This is a genomic window from Brevundimonas sp., from assembly GCF_029946145.1.
Lineage (GTDB): Bacteria > Pseudomonadota > Alphaproteobacteria > Caulobacterales > Caulobacteraceae > Brevundimonas.
On the sequence record NZ_JAQSDY010000010.1, the window covers coordinates 1 to 17,690 of the forward strand.

Consider the following 17,690-nt stretch of genomic DNA (forward strand, 5'->3'; position numbering starts at 1 on the left):
TCGGGGCGGACGTGCAGCAGGTCGCCCGCGGCATCGGCCTGGACAAGCGGATCGGCGCGAAATTCCTCCATGCCGGGCCCGGCTATGGCGGATCGTGCTTCCCCAAGGACACCCTGGCGCTGGTGCGGACGGCGACCGACGCCGGCGCGCCGCTGCGGCTGATCGAGACGACGGTCCAGATCAACGACGCACGCAAGAAGGCCATGGCCGGCAAGGTGGCGGCCGCGATGGGCGGCGACCTGAAGGGCAAGACCGTGGCCCTGCTGGGCCTGACCTTCAAGCCCAACACCGACGACATGCGCGACGCGCCGTCGCTGGATGTCGCCCCGGCCCTGATCGCGATGGGCGCGACGGTCCAGGCTTTCGATCCCGAGGGCATGCACGAAGCCGCCAGACTGCTGGACGGGGTGGTGTTCAAGGACGGGCCCTACGACGCCGTGGAAGGGGCCCATGCGGTGGTGATCCTGACCGAATGGGATCAGTTCCGCGCCCTGGATCTGGACCGGATCAAGCTGCTGCTGCGCGAACCCGTCATGGTCGATCTGAGGAACGTCTACCGGCCCGAGGACATGCGGGCCCGCGGCTTCCGCTACGCGTCGATCGGACGGGCCTGACCGCTAGCGCAGGGCGACGCGCACGAGGGCGGGTTGTTCAGCGGCCAGGCCCTCGTCCTGCGGCATCAGGGTGCGGCCGGCGCCGATGACCACGGTCGCAGTGAGCACCGCCGAGACCGCGGCGATGGCGGCCAGTTTCACGCCGTCGGCGAATTCCTGATGGTTCGGGCGCAAGCGATTCCCTCGCAGCGAGTGCGGATCGTATCCAGCATCTGACGCGCTGCGCCGCAAGTCACGGAACAGTGTGCGCTCGCAAAAAAGGACGGAGCCGGGGCTCCGTCCTTTTTCCCCGGGCGCTGCCGCTCTCGGTCTCTTGAGGGCGAGGATGTTCCGCCGATGCTCGCCGCGCGGCGGCCCGCGGCTTGAGGTTAGCCGCGGAACGGGCGGATCAGGATTTCGACCCGGCGGTTCTGCGCCTTGCCTTCGGCCGTGGCGTTGGAGGCGATCGGGGCGCTTTCGCCGCGGCCATCGACGTACAGCCGGTCGGCGAGGACGTTTCGGCTGACGAGGGCCTGGGCCACCGACGAGGCGCGGCGGCGCGAAAGATCCAGGTTGTAGTCGTCGGCGCCATCGGAGTCGGCATGGCCGACGATGTCGATGATCGACTGGTCATAGCGGTTCAGCACGGCGGCGACATCGTCCAGCGTGGCGTTGAAGCGTGGCGTGATGTTCGACTGGTTGGAGGCGAAGGTCACGTCGGACGGCATGCGCAGGACCAGGTTGTCGCCCTGACGCGCGACGCCCACGCCCGAGCCGGACAGTTCAGCCTCCAGCTCGCGCTGCTGGCGGTCCATATAGGCGCCGACTGCGGCCCCGCCGAGAGCGCCGATGCCGGCGCCGATCAGGGCGTTCTTGCGGCCTTCCTCGGAGTTGGAGGTGTTGGTCAGGTAGCCCAGCACGGCGCCCCCCAGGGCCCCGGCGATCGCGCCCGTGGCCGTGTTGTTGCGGCGCGGCGCCGAGCTGTAGGGGTCCGTGGTGGTGCAGGCGACGCCGCCCAGCAGGATGGCGATGCTGGCGCCGGTGAGGAGAAGCTTGCTGCGCATGGGGGATGTCCTTTGCGTGAAATCGGTCTGCCGCTGAAACGTGGGCTTACGGTGAAGGTTCCGACCTGTACGGCGCGTGAACGCCCGCCCCGGCTTTGCCAATGTCGCGGGTTAGGGCGTATGGAACCGACCTGTCCATCCTGTGAGGCCCTGCCGTGAGTGCGACCGTGACCCCCGAAACCGCCCCGAGCCCCGGTCGCGCCATCGAGCCGGTGTCGATGAAGCTGTACGACGCCGACTTCCAGGCCTTCGCCGACAGGCTGGGGACCTCTTTCAAACGGTATGGCTTCGCCGTCATCGCCGACCATGGCCTGGACGAGGATGTGATCGAGGCGGCCATTGCGGATGCCAAGACTTTCTTCGCGCTGCCGGAGGAGACCAAGCGCAAATATCACCAGCCGGGCACGGGCGGCGCGCGCGGCCTGACTCCGTTCGGCGTCGAGGCGGCCAAGGGCGCCGCCACGGTCGACCTGAAGGAATTCTGGCACGTCGGGCGCGAGCTGCCCGAGGGCCATCCGTATCGCAAATACATGCGCGACAACGTCTGGCCGACCGAGGTCGCGGGCTTCCGCGAGCATCTCTACGGCATGTTCGCCGCCATGGACGACCTGGGCGCGAAGATCCTGCGCGCCATCGCCCGGTATCTGAAACTGGGCGACGACTTCTTCGAGGACAAGGTCGAGATGGGTAACAGCATCCTGCGGATGCTGCACTACCCGCCCGTGCCCGCGGGCGCCCCGGGCGTGCGGGCCGGAGCGCACGAGGACATCAATGTCATCACCCTGCTGCTGGGCGCCGAGGAGGCGGGCCTGCAGGTCAAGGACGCCGACGGAGAGTGGCTGGACATCGCGCCACCGCCGGGCGCTCTGGTGGTCAATATCGGCGACATGCTGCAGCGGCTGACCAACCATGTCCTGCCGTCGACCAGCCATCGGGTCATCAATCCGGCGCCCGAGCGGGCCAGCTTCGCCCGCTACTCCACGCCCTTCTTCCTGCATTTCAACCCGGATTTCGTGATCGAGACCCTGCCGGGCATGATCAGCCCGGAGAACCCGGACCGCTACGCCGGCAAGGCGATCATGGCCGAAGACTTCCTGACCGAGCGTCTGAGGGAAATCCGGCTGATCTGACGGGCCTGGCCGGTCGTCGACCTACCGCGATATTCTCAGCTGGGTGATGTCGCGTCCGATGGCGGCGAAAGCCTCGGACAACGCCGTGCCGTTGGAGGCGTTGAAATAGCCGGTTGCCGTCGAGGCGCAGTATCGCAGCAGAGTGTCGGCCTGGGCTCCCACAGTGATCTGGAAACCCACCGTATAGACGACGACGCCCTGAGCCTTCATGGCGTCGCACAGGTCGCGGCTCTGGGCGAACGGTTCGCCGTTGTCCGGAGAACAGCCGTTGCTGACGGCGTTGTTCGCGCCGTAGCCGGCGGCGATGACGCCCTGGCAATATGGAGCGTTGAACTCCCCGTCGGTCATGATGATCACGGCCTTCAACGTTTCCGAGGTGTCGTAGGGCGCCGCAGAGGCTGACGGCCACAGGGTGCTGAAGGTCGGGGACACCATGTACCAGCCCCAGGCGATGCCGATCTGGCCCGCCGTGACACCGTTGGTCGACAGGTTGTCGATGTTTGTCTTGATGGCGGCGGCGTCGCTCGACAGGGGCCGGATGATGCTGCTCAGGCAGGTGGAGTTCGCACCCGGCGTGGCGTTCAGGCTCGGATAGTGACGCCCCACTCGTGCGGAAGCGTTCGGCACGGCGTCGGTTGAGCGCTGTGCGCCCAGTCTCTCTGTCACGCAGCTGCTGACGCTATGGGTGGAGAGATCGCCGTTGCCGTCCTCGAAGGTGAAGTACTGGCAGCCATTCTGGGCGCACCACGACTGACCGCCGGAGGTGTAGGCGTTCAGCGAGCTGGAGGTCGGATCGATCGTGTAGGTGTTCGTCGTGGCGTTGCCGACCAGGAAGGTCTGGTTGTTGATCTGGGTCATGCCGTTGACGCCGGTGATGTAGACGTAGTCGTTGTTCACCAGGCCGTGGTTGGCGGACGTGACGGTGATCGAGCAGTCGCTGTCCTGACATTTCTGGACCCGGCCGTTCGTGCCGGAGAAGGCCCCGTAGTTGCGGCCGTCAACCCGGGCGCCGGCCATGTTGTAGAGCTCGAAGGTGTTGGTCGTCTTGTTGGTGACCCTGTACGGCTTGTTGTTCAGCTGCGTCATGCCGCTGACGCCGGTGATCCACACCACGTTGCCATTGGCGAAGCCGTGGTTGTTGGAGGTGACCACAACGGGCCGGGCCTTGCTGGCGCCTGTGATACTCAGTTGCGGGCCGATGAGGTTGATCGTGGCGTTGGTGATGTTGGTGGAGCCGGTGACCGACCCGCGGGCGGCGTTCAGATAGGTTCCGGGGTTCACCGCCATCGACCAGGGCACGAGCGCGATCCTGGAATAGTAGGGGGTCTGAACCGGTTGCACGACCAGATCGACCAGTTCCTTGGCCGCCGCCTTGAGGTCGAGCAGCTTCTGACCCTGCATGGAACCGGTGATGTCGAGCGCCAGCGACACCTCGATGTTGCGCGACGACCGGTCGACCTCGGAATGGGCGCCCACCGGCAGGTAGTCGTCCATGAATTTGCCGTACGGGGGCAGGAAGATGTTGGCGACCAGCGTCTTCACATCGACCCTTGAACTGGCGACCACGACGTCCTCGCTGTTCAGCACAAAGCTGGTGTCGCCCTCCCGCAGGGTGATGTTGGGATAGGCCTTGAGATTGGCCCGCAGGGAGTCGAGCCCGACCCGCTGGAGGTCGGTGTTGGCGGTATATGGCGAGCGGGCGGCGGCGAGAGTGGCGGCGTCCAGCGCGTCCTGCAGGTTCACCCGCACGGTCGAGGCGCGGTGGATGTCCACACCGCCGACGGTCATCAGGACAAGCACCGGCAGGCTCAGGCCGAACAGCATGGCGACATTGCCGCGCGCGTCGTCCGCCATGCGGCGGGTGAAGGCGCGCAGGCCGCGGGCCATGCCGTCCATCCAGGTTTTCAGCCCCATCGCGCATCCGCCCGTCAGCCGCGGGCGCAATCCGCCCACGCTCATCCGGCGGAGCATGAACCAACCCGGTTAAGAGAAGGTCCAATGCCGACAGTTAATGAAATCGCCCGCCGTCCAGCCGATCAGGCCTGCCAGCCGCAGTCCTTGCCGCGGTTCCGGGCGGTCAGCCAGGCGTTCAGCGGAGCGAAATAATCCGTGACCGCCGAGGCGTCGTTGCCGCTCTCGCCAGTGAAGGCCTGCATGGCTTCCGGCCACGGCCGCGACTGACCCATCTCCATCATTCGCTCGAAGCGCTCACCCACTTCCTTGTTTCCGTAGATGGAGCAGCGGTGGAGCGGGCCGGTCCAGCCGGCTTCCTTGCAGGCGGCGCGCTGGAACTGGAACTGGTAAATGTGGGCCAGGAAGTAGCGGGTGTACGGCGTGTTGCCGGGGATGTGGTATTTCGCGCCGGGGTCGAAGGCGTTGGCGGGACGCGGTCCGGGCGGGACCAGACCCTGATATTTCAGCATATTGGCCGACCAGGCGTCATTGTATTCCGCCGGGCTGGTCTCGCCGTTGAAAACGCCCCAGCGCCAGCGGTCGACCATCAGGCCGAACGGCAGGAAGGCGATCTTGTCGAGCGCCATCTTGAGCAGGAAGGGGATGTCTTCCTCCTCGCCCGGCACGGTCTGCAACAGGCCGATCTGGTTCAGATAGGTGGGCGTCAGGGCCGACAGGCCGACGAAGTCGCCGATCGCCTCGTGGAAGCCGTCGTTCGCCCCGTTCCTGAACAGGAAGGGCTGATCCTTGTAGGCGCGCTGATAGTAGTTGTGACCCAGTTCGTGATGGACGGTGTAGAAGTCGTCGCCGTTCACCTGGGTGCACATCTTGATGCGGATGTCCTCGAGGTTGTCGAGGTCCCAGGCCGAGGCGTGGCAGACCACCTCGCGGTCGCGCGGCCGGGTGATCATCGACCGCTCCCAGAAGGTTTCCGGCAGTTCGGGCAGACCCATCGAGACGTAGAAGCCCTCGCCGGTCTCGACCATTTTCCGGGCGTCGTAGTTCGAGGCGACCAGCCGTTCCGTCAGATCATAGCTTGAGGCGCCGCCTTCGGCCGGGGCGACGACGTCATAGATATTGCCCCACTGCTGCGACCACATATTGCCCAGCAGGTCGGCGCGGATCGGGCCGCTGTCGGGCTGGACGGCGTCGCCGTATTTCGCGTTCAGCCGGCCGCGCACATAGCAGTGCAGGTTTTCGTAGAACGGCTTGACCTGGGTCCACAGCCGGTCGGTTTCGGCGGCGAAGGCGTCGGGCTCCATGTCATAGCCGGCGCGCCACATCGCCCCGGTGTCGGCGAAGCCCAGCTCGCGGCTGCCCTCGTTGGCGATCTCGACCATGCGGGAATAGTCGGCGGCCATGACCGGCGAGATGGTGCGCCAACCTTCGTACAGGGCCCTGGTCTCGGCCGGATCGCGGCTCTCGGCCAGCATGACCTCGGCCTCGTCCAGGGTGATTTGCCGACCCTTGAAGTCGAACTTGCCGACCGAATAGGTCGAATCCAGACGCGTGGTGATCTCGGCCAGCTCGCCGGCCGCGCCCGGGCGGTTGGGGGCGGGCAGGACGATGCCGAGGCGCAGCAGGTTCAGCTTGCGGCGGACGTCGTCGGGGACCTGGACGTCATTGAAGCGGGCCGCGCCGTTGGCCAGTTCGACCTGGAGCTCGGTGTATTCGGCGTTGATCCGGCTCTCCAGCCACATGGTGTCGTGGGTGATGTTGGTGGCGCGGGTCCACTGGATGCGGGCAGCCTCCTCGCTGAGCGCGGCGAGGCGGGTTTCGGCCGCGGCGACGAAGGCGATCGCGGTTTCAGCGGTCGCGGGCTGAGCGGCCAGGGCCGGGGATCGGGCGTCCGTCCGGGCCATCGCAGGATCGGCGGTCGAGGCGCAGGCTCCCGCGGCGGCGAGGGCGCAGACGGCGGCGGCGGTCATCAGGGTGCGTTTCATGGGCTTCCTCCGGGCGCGGTTTCGTTCGCGTCATTCGGCGGGCAGGTGAGGGGACCGGGGCCTTGCCGTCAAGCGGGGCTGTCAGCCGAGGACGCAGGCGGCCAGACCCTCGTTCCGCACCGTGCCCATGGCCGCCTGGATGCGCGAGGTGCGTCGCCGCACGTAAGGTCCGGGGCTGGAGGCGTTGTACCGACGGGGGCTGGGCAGGATGGCGGCCAGGCGGGCGGCCTCGCGGGCGCTGAGGTCCTCCGCCGACTTGCCGAACCAGTGCTGGGCCGCGGCCTCGGCGCCGTAGACGCCGGGGGCCCATTCGGCGACGTTCAGATAGACTTCCATGATCCGCCGCTTGCCCCAGACGGTCTCGATGGCGACGGTGTAGCCGGCCTCCAGCCCCTTGCGGATCCAGTCGCGGCCCGGCCACAGGAAGACGTTCTTGGCGGTTTGCTGGGAGATGGTCGACCCGCCGCGGACGCGGCCGCCGCGCTCATTGGCCTTCAGCGCCTTCTCGATGGCCTTCATGTCGAAGCCGTGGTGGGCGCAGAAGGTCGCGTCCTCCGAGGCGATCACGGCCTGCACCAGCCGCGGCGAAATCCGGTCCAGCGACCGCCAGCGGTAGTCCCAACCCTCGCCCTCGATCAGACGGGTGGTCATCAGGAAGGTGGCGGGAAGGGGCAGGAACCGTTGCAGCACGAGGCCGCCCGATCCCAGCAGGAGCAGCAGCAGGAACAGGGTCAGCAGCGGCCGGCCCTTCTTCGCGGTCTTGGTCACCCCCGACATGGGGGGATGGCAGCACGGGAGGGGATGGGGGGCAAGCGCGATCAGACGGTGACGACCCCCGCCTGTCCGTCCTCGTCGGCCCAGGCGACACGGGTCGCGTTGGCGCTCATGGCCAGGGCGGTGATCGGCGCGCCGCGCTCGGCCTTGAGGAAGTTCAGGCCCTGACCGGCCGGATCGGCCAGCCAGACCCGGCCGTCGTTCAGGCCCGCAGCCAGAAGGCCATGCTTCGGCTGCGACGCCACAAGCGCGACCAGACTGCCCTCGTCGAAGCCGATCTCGGTGGCCTCACGCCCCATCGGGCCGTTCGAGCCGACGAACGGCCACAGCACGGCGCCCTGCGCGCCCGAGGTGGCGAGCAGCTGGCCGTTCGACAGGAAGCTCATGGCCCGGACCTTGGACGGATAGCCGCCCATGCGCAGGTTCTTCTGGTCCTTCAGCCGCCAGCCATGCAGCTGGGCGTCCTGCATGGCGGTCACCACGAAGGCGCCGTCGGGGGAAAAGGTCACGGCCGTGTGCGAGCCGGCCCATTTCAGGAAAGTCGGCTTCTGCTGGGCGATGCGCGCGAACCACAGGGCCGCGCCGCCATAGGTCGAGGTCGCGATGCGCCGGCCCTTCGGATCGAAGGCGACGCCCGAGACGGTGCGTTCATGCTGGAAGTCGCGGCGGAAGCCGGCGTCCTTCGCGTCTATGACCGTCAGGGTCTTGCCGGCAGAGAAGGCGATCAAGCCGCTCTCGGCCGAGGCGTCGACGGCGTCGATCCACTGCCCCCTGGCTGTGGCCAGCACGCCCGCCTCGCCGCGCCGGTGCCAGATCAGGCGGCCGTCGTCGCCGCCGGTCAGGACGCCGTCGCCGGAAGGGTGAGCGACGGCGCACAGGATGGCGCCGTCATGGGCGGCGCTGAACTCGCCGCCCTCGAAACGGACCGAGCCGTCGCCGAGGGCGAAGATCGCGCCTGTGTTGTCGAACACGGCGGCGGTGATCTGGGCGTCGAAGGTGGTGGTCGGCATACTCTGTCTTCCGCTCATCCCCGCGAAGGCGGGGACCCAGTCCTGTGGGCGATCGGTATCACCGAGTCCGCATTGAGATCGATCCCGCGCACTGTACCCCGGGAAAGCACTGGGTCCCCGCCTTCGCGGGGATGCACGGATTATTTCACGCCGCGCAGGCCTCGAACCCGGCCCTCAGCCCGGCCTCGTCCAGCTCGCGGCCGATGAAGACGGCGCGGGACCAGCGGCGCTCGTTGGCGCCCCACGGCTTCTGCAGGTCGCCCTCGAGGATCATGTGCACGGCCTGGAAGACCAGACGGCGATCCTCGCCCTGGACGTCGATGATGCCCTTGGCGCGCAGGATGTTCTGCCCCTGCTCGCCCAGCAGCCGGTCGAGCCAGGCGGTGAATTTGGTCCCGTCCATAGGCCGTTCGAGCGACAGGGAGACGCCCTTGATGTCGTCCTCGTGTGCGTGGCCGCGAGCGCCGTGGGAATGGCCGTGGTCGTGGTCATGATCATGATGCGCATGGTCATGGCCGTGATGGTCGTGGCCGCAGTGTTCATCGTGGACGTGGCCGGCCTCGCCGTGGGCGGGGTTGGCGAACTCGGGATTGATGTCGAGGATCCGGCCCAGGTCGAAGCCGCCGAGGCCCAGCACCTGGTCCAGCGGAACATTGGCGCGCTCGGCGCGGGTGATGGGGGCCAGCGGGTTGAGCTTGCGCAGGCGCCGTTCGACCTCGACCAGCTCGGCCTCGGTCACGAGGTCGACCTTGTTGAGAATGATGCGGTCGGCGAAGGCCACCTGCTCGCGCGCCTCCTTCGAGTCATCCAGTCGAGCCATGACGTGTTTGGCGTCGACCAGGGCGGTGACGCTGTCCAGCTGCGTCTTCGCCTTGACGTCCTCATCGACGAAGAAGGTCTGGGCCACGGGGCCGGGGTCAGCCAGGCCCGTGGTCTCCACGATGATGGCGTCGAAGGCGGGCTTGCCCGGCCGCTGGCGCTTCATCAGTCCGGCGACGACGCGGATCAGGTCGCCGCGCACGGTGCAGCAGACGCAGCCGTTGTTCATCTCGAACACGTCCTCGTCGGCGCCGACGACCAGGTCGTTGTCGATGCCGATCTCGCCGAACTCATTGACGATGACGGCGTAGCGCTTGCCGTGGTCCTCGGTGAGGATGCGGTTCAGCAGGGTGGTCTTGCCGGCGCCGAGATAGCCGGTGAGGACGGTGACGGGAATTTTCGCGGAAGCGGTGTCGGTCATGGGCGGCTAGATGGCGGCTGCGGCGCCGTATGGGAAGGGGGTCAGCAGCCCGGACAGTCGGGCAGGGGTGCAGCTTCCAGCTGAAGCGTGGTGTGACGGATCTGGAAGCGACCGCGGGCCATGGCCTGCGCCTCACCCAGAAGGGCGTCGGCGTCCGCCCGGTCATGGCACAGGTGGGCGGTCAGGGCCGTCTCGGTGGTCGACAGGCCCCAGACGTGCAGGTCGTGGACGGCGGTGACGCCGGGCAGGGCGAGGAAGGCGGCGCGGACGGCCTCGACGTCCGTCCCGCGGGGCGCGGCGTCCATCGCCAGATTGACCGAGTCCTTCAGCAGGCCCCAGGTGCCGATCAGGATCACGGCCACGATGCCGAGACTGACCAGCGGATCGATGATCGACCAGCCGGTCATCCAGATGACCCCGCCGGCGATCACCACGCCGACCGAGACAGCGGCGTCGGCCATCATGTGGAGGTAGGCTCCTTTTGCGTTCAGGTCGCTGTGCTGGTCGCGCATGAACATCAGCGCCGTGCCCAGGTTGATGACGAAGCCGATGGCGGCGACGATCATGATCAGGCCGCTCATCACCGGGGCCGGTTCGGCCAGACGACGGACCGCCTCGAAGGCGATGGCTCCGCAGGCGAAGATCAGCAGCAGGGCGTTGGCCAGGGCCGCCAGAACCGTCGCCTTGCCGTAGCCATAGGTATTCTGCGAGCCGCTGGCCCGTCGGGCCAGCCAGGCCGCGCCGCCGGCCATGGCGAGGCCCAGCACGTCGGACAGGTTGTGACCCGCGTCCGCCATCAGGGCCGTGGAGCCACTGAACAGGCCGGCGCCGAACTCGACGCCCACGAACGCGAGGTTGACAATCAGGCCGACGGCGTAACGCCAGTCTCCGGTGTCTACCGGGCCGTGATGGTGTCCGCCGTGGCTATGGTCGTGGTCGTGACCATGGGCGTGGTCATGATCGTGGTCGTGATGCGCCTGCGCCATGGGACCAGTCCTAGTGCTGATGCGCCACGACGAGAAGGCCGATCACGATCAGGGCTCCACCCAGCACCGCACCTTCATACCGCGCCCAGCGCTCCAGCCGCAGAACCGACCAGCCGGCACGGGCCGCCAGGGTGAAGACCGCCATGCCGCCGACGGTGCCGAGGGCGAAGGCGACGGTCAGGGCGGCGAGGATGGGCAGGCCCTCTCCGGCCTGGGACAGATAGATGGGCAGCAGCACCTCGCCGGGCGACACAGCCATCATGGCGACCAGGCCCCAGAAGGCGGCGGCATGGGAAACGGTCGGCTCGGCCAGCTCCAGCGGAGGGCCACCCGCCGGCACGGGCCGCCGGATCAGGGACCGGCTCAGATAGAAGGCGCCGAACAGGAACAACAGGATCGCCGACAGATAGGGCAGCAGGCCGGACACCCACTGGTCCATGGCCAGGCCGGCGGCGACGATCAGACCGCCGACGACTGCCGTGGTGACGATGTGGGCGAGGCCCGCCGCCGTCACCGCGCCCATCATCCTCGGCAGGGTCCAGCGCTGCGCCCGGCCCACCAGCACGAACGGCAGCCAGTGGGTCGGCAGGGCCGCGTGCAGGAAGGCTGTCACGAAGCCCGCGCCCAGCAGGGACAGGATCACGGGTTGCTCAAGGTCGGACGGCGTCATCGTCGCCTCCATAGCCTGTTACTTTATAACAGTCGAGAGGGGGATTCCGGTTTTCGGGGGTGGCGGCCGATCCCCGTTTTTTCGCCCGTCCGCGTTGACTCGGGCACCCCTCTGCGTCTATGTCGCCGCTCTTCGCCCGAGGGGGTCCCCCGTCGGGCTTATTCTTTTTGCGTTTCGCTGAGGCTTCAACATGTACGCGGTGATCAAGACCGGCGGCAAACAGTACCGGGTTCAGCCGGGCGACGTCATCGTGGTCGAGAAGCTCGACGGCGATGTCGGTTCCGACGTTTCGTTCGGCGACGTGCTGATGCTGGGCGGCGACAAGGGCGTGACCCTGGGCGCTCCCCTGATCGCGGGCGCTGCTGTCGCCGCGACCCTGGTCGAGACCCGCAAGGGCGAGAAGATCAAGATCTTCAAGAAGACCCGTCGCCAGGGCTATCGCCGCACGAACGGCCATCGCCAGATGGAAACTGTCCTGCGCATCACCGGCATCGACGGCGCCGGCGAGAAGGCCAAGTGGGACGGCGAAACCTCGCTGATGACCAAGGCCGAAATGAACCTCCGCGCCCGTGGCCTGGCCCCGCGCGTCGAGGAGACCGAGGTCAAGGCCAAGCCGGCCAAATCGCCCAAGGTCATCGACGCCGCGCCGAAGGCCGAAGCCGCTGCTGAAAAGCCGGCCGGCGCCAAGAAGGCTCCGGCCAAGAAGGCAGCGCCGAAGGCCAAGCCCGCCTCCACCGACGAAGCGTAAGAACAGTTAGAGACAGGGAGCAGACCTATGGCTCACAAGAAATCCGGTGGTTCGTCGCGTAACGGTCGCGACTCCGAGTCGAAACGCCTCGGCGTGAAGAAGTTCGGCGGCGAGCGCGTGCTGGCCGGCAACATCCTGGTGCGCCAGCGCGGCACCACCTTCCATCCGGGTGACAACGTCGGCCTCGGCCGCGACCACACCCTGTTCGCCACCGCGCACGGCGCCGTGAAGTTCACCAAGAAGGCGAATGGCCGTTGTTACGTGTCGATTCTTCCGGCCGACGCCGAAATGCCGATGGCCGCCGAGTAGCGCAGACCGACTGACACCCGGATCGCGCAAGGCTCGAGAGCCGCGATCCGGACCAGGGAAATATTTCCGCGGGGAGTCTGGATCACCAGGCTCCCCGTTTTCGTTTCCCCGCCTCGACGTCGCCCGAGCCCTCCAAGGAGGCGACAGATCGAACGAGGCCGTGTCATGTGCGTGATTGAACCCTCTCCCGTCGTCGAGACGCGGCGCCTGGCCCTGCGCGCGCCCGGCGCACAGGACATCAGTCGTCTGGCGACCCTGGCCAACGATCCGGACGTGGCGCGCATGACCCTGCGCATGCCGCATCCGTTCGGCATCTCCGACGCCGAGGAATTCGTGCTGGGAGTGGCGGTGCAGGATCACGCCCGCGCACGCACCTTCCTGATCGAGCACGAGGACCACGGTCCCGTCGGCGTGATCGGCCTGTTCGAGGACAGGGATCCCGCGCCCGAGGTCGGCTACTGGATCGCGCGGCCGTTCTGGGGCCGGGGCTATGCGACGGAGGCGTTGCAGGCCGCGACCGTCTGGGCGTCGAAGTCATGGAAGCGCCGGGCGCTGATGGCCGGGCATTTCTCTGACAATCCGGCGTCGGGCCGGGTGCTGGAGAAGGCGGGCTTCCTCTACACCGGCGAGGTCCGCAAGGGCTTCAGCCGCGCACGCAACGCCGAGGCCGAGACGCGCCGGATGGTCTGGCTGCCTTGATGTGAGGGGGTCTCCCTCCCCTTATGGGGAGGGATGTCGGCGCGAAGCGGCGACAGGGTGGGGCGCGTCTGGATAATTCCCCACCCGGTCGCTGCGCGACCACCCTCCCCACTTCGGGGGAGGGAGAGCTGAAAACTCAGCCAAACAGCGTGGGGCCGAAGATGGCGGCCATGGCGATGGCTCCACCCGCGACGGCCACGACGGCGCCGGCGATGAAGGCCGCCCAGGTGCGGGCGGCGCGCTTGCGCCTCAGGCCCGAGGTCTTGACCGATCGCAGCATGACGCCGGGCTTGGGTCCGAAGACTTCCGAGCCGGAAATATTGTGCTGGGACATGAACGCGCTCCCTGATCCACCGCCCCTTGCGGGTCAGGGAGACCGAAGCGGCCCTGAAAAGGCGAAACAATGGCGAACGTCGTTTGCCCACTGATCCGTGATCGGACGAACAGCCCTCGGCGAACCTTATCCGCAGTAGATCAGGCGGCCGCTGTAAGCGCGATAATACCCCGTATGCGGATCGTACGAGCGATAGCTGGCGCGGCACCAGTCGGCGCGACTGCCGTGCGAGGCGTGGGAATTGTAGGTGCGCCCGCCCGCCGGATAAACCAGATCCGGACGGCCGTAGGCCCCGTAGTATGCCGCGCCGCCCTGATCGTAGCGCTGGTTGGAGCCATGGCCGCGATGGCGGGTGGAATAGCCTTGGCCGCCGTATCCGCCGCCGTAGCCGTAGCGGTTGTAGCCGTAACCGCCATAGCCATCGCCGTCGCGACCGTAGCCGGCGAGCTGGCGATAGTCGCGGCGCGCCTGCGGGCTGACCCGTCGGCGCTGATCGCGCCAGCCCTCGCCGCAGTCGGTGCGACTCGCATCCCAGAAGGCATCGCAACGATAGTCGCCCGGCCGGTCCAGCTGGCTACGCCAGTCGAAGGCGGACGGTGCGGCGTTCCGGTCGCCGCGGGGACCGTGGCTGTAGCTTGCATCATAGGTCCCGCTCCAGGACTGGGCGGTCGCGGGCGCGGCGGTCACGGCCAGGCCGGCGGCGAGAAGCAGGGCGAGACGGCGCATGGTTAACTCTCCGAAGCGGCCAGGTACGCGGCCTCAAAGACGACGAGCACTGGTTGGAGCAGGCTAGAGAACGACCGCGACCCGTCCGCCGCGGGTGGCCACGTTGCGCATCAGCACGATGCGGTCCCCGCCGGCGCTGACTGGCGTGATCACGAACCAGTTTCCATCCGGAAGATTGTCGAACTGGAAGCGGTTGTTCTCACAGGAGGTCTGGCGAACGAAGGAACGGTAGTCGGCGTTGGGATCGGCGACGGTGCGGGCCCTCACGACGGCCTCGGGGATCGCGGCGCGGGTCGTGGAGCCATAGAGGGTCTGGAACCGGGCGTGGGTGTACGGGGTGTCCGGCGTCAGCGCCACGGAGGTGCAGGTGAAGGCTCGGCCTTCGCGCCGATAGTCCACGCGGCCGTCGATCGAGGCGCGGCCCGAACGGGCGGACCAGGCGAAGTCCCCGGCCCGGAAGGCGCCAGACGAAGACGCGGGGCCGTAGTCGCCCGGAGAGACGGTCTCGCACGCCGCCAGGGAGGCGGCGACGGCGGCGATGGCGATCAGATGGCGGGCAGACATGGCTCTCTCCGTGGACACGCGGGTCGAACGTCGCGATCAGACGCTGAACGCCGGTATAAGGTCAAGGTTGCGAGCGGTTCGGCTGTGGGCCAAAAGCGCGCATCAACCCGGCGCAGACCGGGTATAGGGACCGCTCATGACAGTCACTTTCGACGACATTCTGGCGGCGCGCGACCGCATCGCCGGCCAGGTGGACCGGACGCCCACGCGCTACTCCCGCCGGCTGTCGCAGCTGACCGGGGCCGAGGTCTGGGTCAAGTTCGACAATCTGCACTTTACCGGCAGCTTCAAGGAGCGCGGGGCCCTGAACCGGCTGCTGCAGCTGACGCCGGACGAGCGCAAACGCGGCGTGGTGGCCGCCAGCGCCGGCAACCACGCCCAGGCCCTGGCCTATCATGGCGCCCGGCTGGGCGTGCCGGTGACCATCGTGATGCCCGAAGGCACGCCCTTCGTGAAGGCGGACGGCACCCGGGCCCACGGCGCGACCGTGGTGATCAAGGGCCAGGACTTCACCGGCTCGACCGAAGAGGCGCACCGCCTGCGCGACGAGGAGGGTTTCGTCTTCGTCTCGGCCTTCGACGACGAGGGCATCATCGCCGGCCAGGGCGTCTGCGGCCTGGAGTTCCTGGAGGACGCGCCGGATATCGACGTGCTGATCATTCCGATCGGCGGCGGCGGCCTGATCGCCGGCACGGCCATCGCCGCCAGGGCGATCAAGCCTTCGATCCGCATTTTCGGCGTCGAGGCGGCCATGTATCCGTCCTATACGGCGCGACGCGAGGGGCGTCCCCCCGTCTGCGGCGGGCAGACAATCGCCGAGGGCATCGCCATCAAGGCCGTGGGCGAGATCCCCTTCGCCCTTGTCGATCCATTGATCGAGGATGTGCTGGTCGTCGACGAGGCCGATTTCGAAAAGGGCGTCGCCTTCCTGGCAATGCTGGAGAAGACGGTGGCCGAGGGCGCGGGGGCGGGCGGACTGGCGGCGCTTCTGGCGTATCCCGACAAGTTCCGGGGCCTGAAGGTGGGCATCGAGCTGACCGGGGGAAACATCGATTCGCGCATGCTGGCCGTGGTCCTGAACCGCGAACTGGTGCGCGAGAAGAAGATGATCGTCTATCGCATCCTCGGCGACGACCGGCCGGGCATGCTGTCCAAGATGAGCGCCGTGATCGGGGGACTGGGCGGCAATATCATCGACGTGGTGCACAACCGGCTGGCGCTCGACGTGCCGGCCAAGGGCGCGGAGTTCGACATCATGGTCGAGACGCGCGGCGAGGCCCACGCCATCGAAATCAGACACGGACTGGAAGAGGCAGGCTATGCGCTACGGATGGGCTAGGGGCGTCGCGGCGCTGTCGATGGCGGCGGCGCTGGCCGGGCCTCTGGCCGCCTGCAACCGCGAACCGGCGGCGTCGGACGAGAGCGTGGCGCAGAACCTGCGGGCCGCGGAGTTCTTCATGAGCTCCAACGCGAAGGCCGAGGGGGTCAAATCCCTGCCGTCGGGCGTGCAGTACAAGGTGGTCCGGTCCGGTCCGCCGGGCGGCGAGACGCCCGACCGCAACGATCTGGTCCGCGTCGACTACGAGGGCACTCTGACGGACGGCACGGTGTTCGACAGCTCGTTCCAGGCAGGCCAGCCGGCGGTGTTCACGGTCGGCGACGTGGTGCCGGGCTGGACCGACGCGTTGCAGCACATGAGGGTCGGCGACGAATGGGTGGTCTATGTGCCGCCCGCGCAAGGCTATGGCGAGCAAGGCCGCCCGGGCATCCCGGCCAATGCGGTGATGGTGTTCCGGATCAAGCTGCTGGACATCGCTCGCGCCCCGGGCGGCGAACGCGGTGGGGCGATCGCCCAGGGGTGACGCGTCGCGTTCTCCCTCCCCATGAGGGGGGAGAACGCACCTCTATTTCGCCGCCCTGAGACGCTCAACGGTCCAGGCGGCCGCGTCACGCACCACGGCGTCCGGATCATCCAGCAGCCGCTCCGCCGTCGGGATCAGGTCCTCATCGGCGCTGTTGCCGATCGCGTACAACACATTGCGGATGAAACGATCGCGGCCGATCCGCTTGACCGGGCTTTTCGAGAACAGGGTCCGGAAAGCTGCATCATCGAGGGCTGCCAGATCGGCCAGCCGGGGCGATACCAACGCTTCGCGCGCCTGCACCCGCGCCTCGTTCGAGGCCGCGGCGAACTTGTTCCAGGGGCAGACGGCCAGGCAGTCGTCGCAGCCGTAGATCCGGCTGCCGGTCGCGGTGCGGAATTCGGCCGGCCACGGCCCCGGGAATTCGATGGTCAGATAGGACAGGCATCGCCGGGCGTCCAGCTGGAACGGCGCCGGGAAGGCGTTGGTCGGGCAGGCGTCGAGGCAGGCGGTGCACGTGCCGCAGTGCTCGCCCTCGGGCGGGTCGGCCTCCAGCTCGGCGGCGGTCAGGATGACGCCGAGGAACAACCAGTTGCCGTGGGTGCGGCTCAGCAGATTGGTGTGCTTGCCCTGCCACCCGAGACCCGCCCGCTGGGCCAGCGGCTTTTCCATCAGGGGGGCGGTGTCGACGAACACCTTGACCTCCTGGCCGGTCCGGGCCGCGACCTGACCGGCCAGGGTCTTCAAACGGCCCTTGATGATCTCGTGATAGTCGTCGCCGCGGGCGTAGACCGAAATATATCCGGCCCCACGGTCGGCCATTTCCGGCAGGGGATCGGTCTCCGGGCCGTAGTTCAGGCCCAGCACGATCGCCGTGCGGGCGCCGTCCCACATGGCCGTCGGGTGGGCGCGGCGCTCGAGCGTCGTCTCCATCCAGCCCATGTCGCCGTGGCGTCCGGCCTCGACGAAATGCGCCAGCCGTTCGCCCGCGCTCCACGGCGCCGCGGCCGAGGCGAAGCGGCAGGCGTCGAAGCCCAGGGCTTCGGCGCGTTCGCGAATGAAGGGACGGACATCGACCGGCATGG

General features: G+C 67.9%; 20 protein-coding genes. 7 read left to right on the top strand and 13 right to left on the bottom strand.

What is annotated here, in order from left to right; translation table 11 throughout:
* Positions 1-614 (top strand): UDP binding domain-containing protein (locus PSV23_RS03855; protein WP_300466201.1); only part of this gene is annotated, 614 nt, incomplete at its 5' end.
* Positions 615-617: 3 nt separating this feature from the next.
* On the opposite strand, the gene PSV23_RS03860 is transcribed toward PSV23_RS03855, so the two are convergent.
* Positions 618-788 (bottom strand): hypothetical protein, encoded by a 171-nt coding sequence (locus tag PSV23_RS03860; protein ID WP_300466202.1) that lies wholly within the window; start codon positions 786-788, stop codon positions 618-620.
* 194 nt (positions 789-982) lie between these two features.
* The gene (locus PSV23_RS03865) at positions 983-1,657 is read right to left on the bottom strand and encodes an OmpA family protein (RefSeq protein ID WP_300466203.1); all 675 of its coding nucleotides are present in this window, start codon (positions 1,655-1,657) and stop codon (positions 983-985) included.
* Between the two features lie 218 nt (positions 1,658-1,875).
* On the opposite strand from PSV23_RS03865, the gene PSV23_RS03870 reads away from it, so the two are divergent.
* On the top strand, positions 1,876-2,787 hold the full coding sequence (locus PSV23_RS03870; protein WP_300466250.1) for an isopenicillin N synthase family oxygenase: 912 nt from the start codon (positions 1,876-1,878) through the stop codon (positions 2,785-2,787).
* Between the two features lie 21 nt (positions 2,788-2,808).
* Here the strand turns inward: PSV23_RS03870 and PSV23_RS03875 are convergent, their stop codons facing one another.
* The 7 genes from PSV23_RS03875 to PSV23_RS03905 all read right to left on the bottom strand — a co-directional run bounded on the left by PSV23_RS03875 (position 2,809) and on the right by PSV23_RS03905 (position 11,363).
* Entirely contained in the window at positions 2,809-4,701 is a 1,893-nt protein-coding gene (locus tag PSV23_RS03875; protein WP_300466204.1) for a ubiquitin-activating E1 FCCH domain-containing protein, read from the bottom strand.
* Between the two features lie 122 nt (positions 4,702-4,823).
* Positions 4,824-6,683: a M2 family metallopeptidase gene (locus PSV23_RS03880; protein WP_300466205.1), complete on the bottom strand. Its 1,860-nt coding sequence runs from the start codon at positions 6,681-6,683 to the stop codon at positions 4,824-4,826.
* Positions 6,684-6,764: 81 nt separating this feature from the next.
* On the bottom strand, positions 6,765-7,460 hold the full coding sequence (gene mtgA / locus PSV23_RS03885; protein WP_300466206.1) for a monofunctional biosynthetic peptidoglycan transglycosylase: 696 nt from the start codon (positions 7,458-7,460) through the stop codon (positions 6,765-6,767).
* A 41-nt stretch (positions 7,461-7,501) separates the two neighbouring features.
* Complete coding sequence (locus PSV23_RS03890) at positions 7,502-8,467, bottom strand: WD40 repeat domain-containing protein (RefSeq protein ID WP_300466207.1); 966 nt, start codon at positions 8,465-8,467, stop codon at positions 7,502-7,504.
* 145 nt (positions 8,468-8,612) lie between these two features.
* The gene (locus tag PSV23_RS03895; protein ID WP_300466208.1) at positions 8,613-9,707 is read right to left on the bottom strand and encodes a GTP-binding protein; all 1,095 of its coding nucleotides are present in this window, start codon (positions 9,705-9,707) and stop codon (positions 8,613-8,615) included.
* A 41-nt stretch (positions 9,708-9,748) separates the two neighbouring features.
* A complete protein-coding gene (locus PSV23_RS03900) occupies positions 9,749-10,693 on the bottom strand; it encodes a cation diffusion facilitator family transporter (protein ID WP_300466209.1) in 945 nt (314 codons plus the stop codon).
* A gap of 10 nt (positions 10,694-10,703) precedes the next feature.
* Positions 10,704-11,363 carry a hypothetical protein gene (locus PSV23_RS03905; protein ID WP_300466210.1) on the bottom strand — a complete coding sequence of 220 codons (660 nt, stop codon included), beginning with the start codon at positions 11,361-11,363 and terminating at the stop codon, positions 10,704-10,706.
* Positions 11,364-11,553: 190 nt separating this feature from the next.
* On the opposite strand from PSV23_RS03905, the gene rplU reads away from it, so the two are divergent.
* The 3 genes from rplU (at position 11,554) to PSV23_RS03920 (ending at position 13,119) form a co-directional block, all read left to right on the top strand.
* Complete coding sequence (gene rplU, locus PSV23_RS03910) at positions 11,554-12,111, top strand: 50S ribosomal protein L21 (protein WP_300466211.1); 558 nt, start codon at positions 11,554-11,556, stop codon at positions 12,109-12,111.
* Between the two features lie 27 nt (positions 12,112-12,138).
* The gene (gene rpmA, locus PSV23_RS03915; RefSeq protein ID WP_300466212.1) at positions 12,139-12,420 is read left to right on the top strand and encodes a 50S ribosomal protein L27; all 282 of its coding nucleotides are present in this window, start codon (positions 12,139-12,141) and stop codon (positions 12,418-12,420) included.
* A gap of 165 nt (positions 12,421-12,585) precedes the next feature.
* Positions 12,586-13,119, top strand: a complete 534-nt coding sequence (locus tag PSV23_RS03920) for a GNAT family N-acetyltransferase (RefSeq protein ID WP_300466213.1) — start codon at positions 12,586-12,588, stop codon at positions 13,117-13,119.
* Between the two features lie 136 nt (positions 13,120-13,255).
* Here PSV23_RS03920 and PSV23_RS03925 read toward each other — a convergent pair whose 3' ends face one another.
* From PSV23_RS03925 to PSV23_RS03935, 3 genes are all read right to left on the bottom strand, one after another.
* Positions 13,256-13,453 (bottom strand): hypothetical protein, encoded by a 198-nt coding sequence (locus tag PSV23_RS03925; RefSeq protein ID WP_300466214.1) that lies wholly within the window; start codon positions 13,451-13,453, stop codon positions 13,256-13,258.
* A 126-nt stretch (positions 13,454-13,579) separates the two neighbouring features.
* Positions 13,580-14,179, bottom strand: coding sequence for a BA14K family protein (locus tag PSV23_RS03930; RefSeq protein WP_300466215.1), 600 nt, complete (start codon positions 14,177-14,179; stop codon positions 13,580-13,582).
* A 63-nt stretch (positions 14,180-14,242) separates the two neighbouring features.
* The gene (locus PSV23_RS03935; RefSeq protein ID WP_300466216.1) at positions 14,243-14,743 is read right to left on the bottom strand and encodes a hypothetical protein; all 501 of its coding nucleotides are present in this window, start codon (positions 14,741-14,743) and stop codon (positions 14,243-14,245) included.
* A 136-nt stretch (positions 14,744-14,879) separates the two neighbouring features.
* Between PSV23_RS03935 and PSV23_RS03940 the strand changes: the two genes are divergently transcribed.
* Positions 14,880-16,082 carry a threonine ammonia-lyase gene (locus PSV23_RS03940; RefSeq protein ID WP_300466217.1) on the top strand — a complete coding sequence of 401 codons (1,203 nt, stop codon included), beginning with the start codon at positions 14,880-14,882 and terminating at the stop codon, positions 16,080-16,082.
* Positions 16,063-16,605 (top strand): FKBP-type peptidyl-prolyl cis-trans isomerase, encoded by a 543-nt coding sequence (locus tag PSV23_RS03945; RefSeq protein ID WP_300466218.1) that lies wholly within the window; start codon positions 16,063-16,065, stop codon positions 16,603-16,605. Before PSV23_RS03940 ends, PSV23_RS03945 begins: the two co-directional genes overlap by 20 nt.
* A 42-nt stretch (positions 16,606-16,647) precedes the next feature.
* On the opposite strand, the gene queG is transcribed toward PSV23_RS03945, so the two are convergent.
* Positions 16,648-17,688: a tRNA epoxyqueuosine(34) reductase QueG gene (queG, locus tag PSV23_RS03950; protein ID WP_300466219.1), complete on the bottom strand. Its 1,041-nt coding sequence runs from the start codon at positions 17,686-17,688 to the stop codon at positions 16,648-16,650.
* Positions 17,689-17,690: the final 2 nt, after the last annotated feature.

Excerpts from the sequence above, each read along its gene's own strand:
- PSV23_RS03865 (WP_300466203.1), bottom strand. The coding sequence starts at position 1,657 with ATGCGCAGCAAGCTTCTCCTCACCGGCGCCAGCATCGCCATCCTGCTG.
- PSV23_RS03870 (WP_300466250.1), top strand. The coding sequence starts at position 1,876 with ATGAAGCTGTACGACGCCGACTTCCAGGCCTTCGCCGACAGGCTGGGG.
- PSV23_RS03875 (WP_300466204.1), bottom strand. The coding sequence starts at position 4,701 with ATGGGGCTGAAAACCTGGATGGACGGCATGGCCCGCGGCCTGCGCGCC.
- PSV23_RS03880 (WP_300466205.1), bottom strand. The coding sequence starts at position 6,683 with ATGAAACGCACCCTGATGACCGCCGCCGCCGTCTGCGCCCTCGCCGCC.
- mtgA (WP_300466206.1), bottom strand. The coding sequence starts at position 7,460 with ATGTCGGGGGTGACCAAGACCGCGAAGAAGGGCCGGCCGCTGCTGACC.
- PSV23_RS03890 (WP_300466207.1), bottom strand. The coding sequence starts at position 8,467 with ATGCCGACCACCACCTTCGACGCCCAGATCACCGCCGCCGTGTTCGAC.
- PSV23_RS03895 (WP_300466208.1), bottom strand. The coding sequence starts at position 9,707 with ATGACCGACACCGCTTCCGCGAAAATTCCCGTCACCGTCCTCACCGGC.
- PSV23_RS03900 (WP_300466209.1), bottom strand. The coding sequence starts at position 10,693 with ATGGCGCAGGCGCATCACGACCACGATCATGACCACGCCCATGGTCAC.
- PSV23_RS03905 (WP_300466210.1), bottom strand. The coding sequence starts at position 11,363 with ATGACGCCGTCCGACCTTGAGCAACCCGTGATCCTGTCCCTGCTGGGC.
- rplU (WP_300466211.1), top strand. The coding sequence starts at position 11,554 with ATGTACGCGGTGATCAAGACCGGCGGCAAACAGTACCGGGTTCAGCCG.
- rpmA (WP_300466212.1), top strand. The coding sequence starts at position 12,139 with ATGGCTCACAAGAAATCCGGTGGTTCGTCGCGTAACGGTCGCGACTCC.
- PSV23_RS03920 (WP_300466213.1), top strand. The coding sequence starts at position 12,586 with ATGTGCGTGATTGAACCCTCTCCCGTCGTCGAGACGCGGCGCCTGGCC.
- PSV23_RS03925 (WP_300466214.1), bottom strand. The coding sequence starts at position 13,453 with ATGTCCCAGCACAATATTTCCGGCTCGGAAGTCTTCGGACCCAAGCCC.
- PSV23_RS03930 (WP_300466215.1), bottom strand. The coding sequence starts at position 14,179 with ATGCGCCGTCTCGCCCTGCTTCTCGCCGCCGGCCTGGCCGTGACCGCC.
- PSV23_RS03935 (WP_300466216.1), bottom strand. The coding sequence starts at position 14,743 with ATGTCTGCCCGCCATCTGATCGCCATCGCCGCCGTCGCCGCCTCCCTG.
- PSV23_RS03940 (WP_300466217.1), top strand. The coding sequence starts at position 14,880 with ATGACAGTCACTTTCGACGACATTCTGGCGGCGCGCGACCGCATCGCC.
- PSV23_RS03945 (WP_300466218.1), top strand. The coding sequence starts at position 16,063 with ATGCGCTACGGATGGGCTAGGGGCGTCGCGGCGCTGTCGATGGCGGCG.
- queG (WP_300466219.1), bottom strand. The coding sequence starts at position 17,688 with ATGCCGGTCGATGTCCGTCCCTTCATTCGCGAACGCGCCGAAGCCCTG.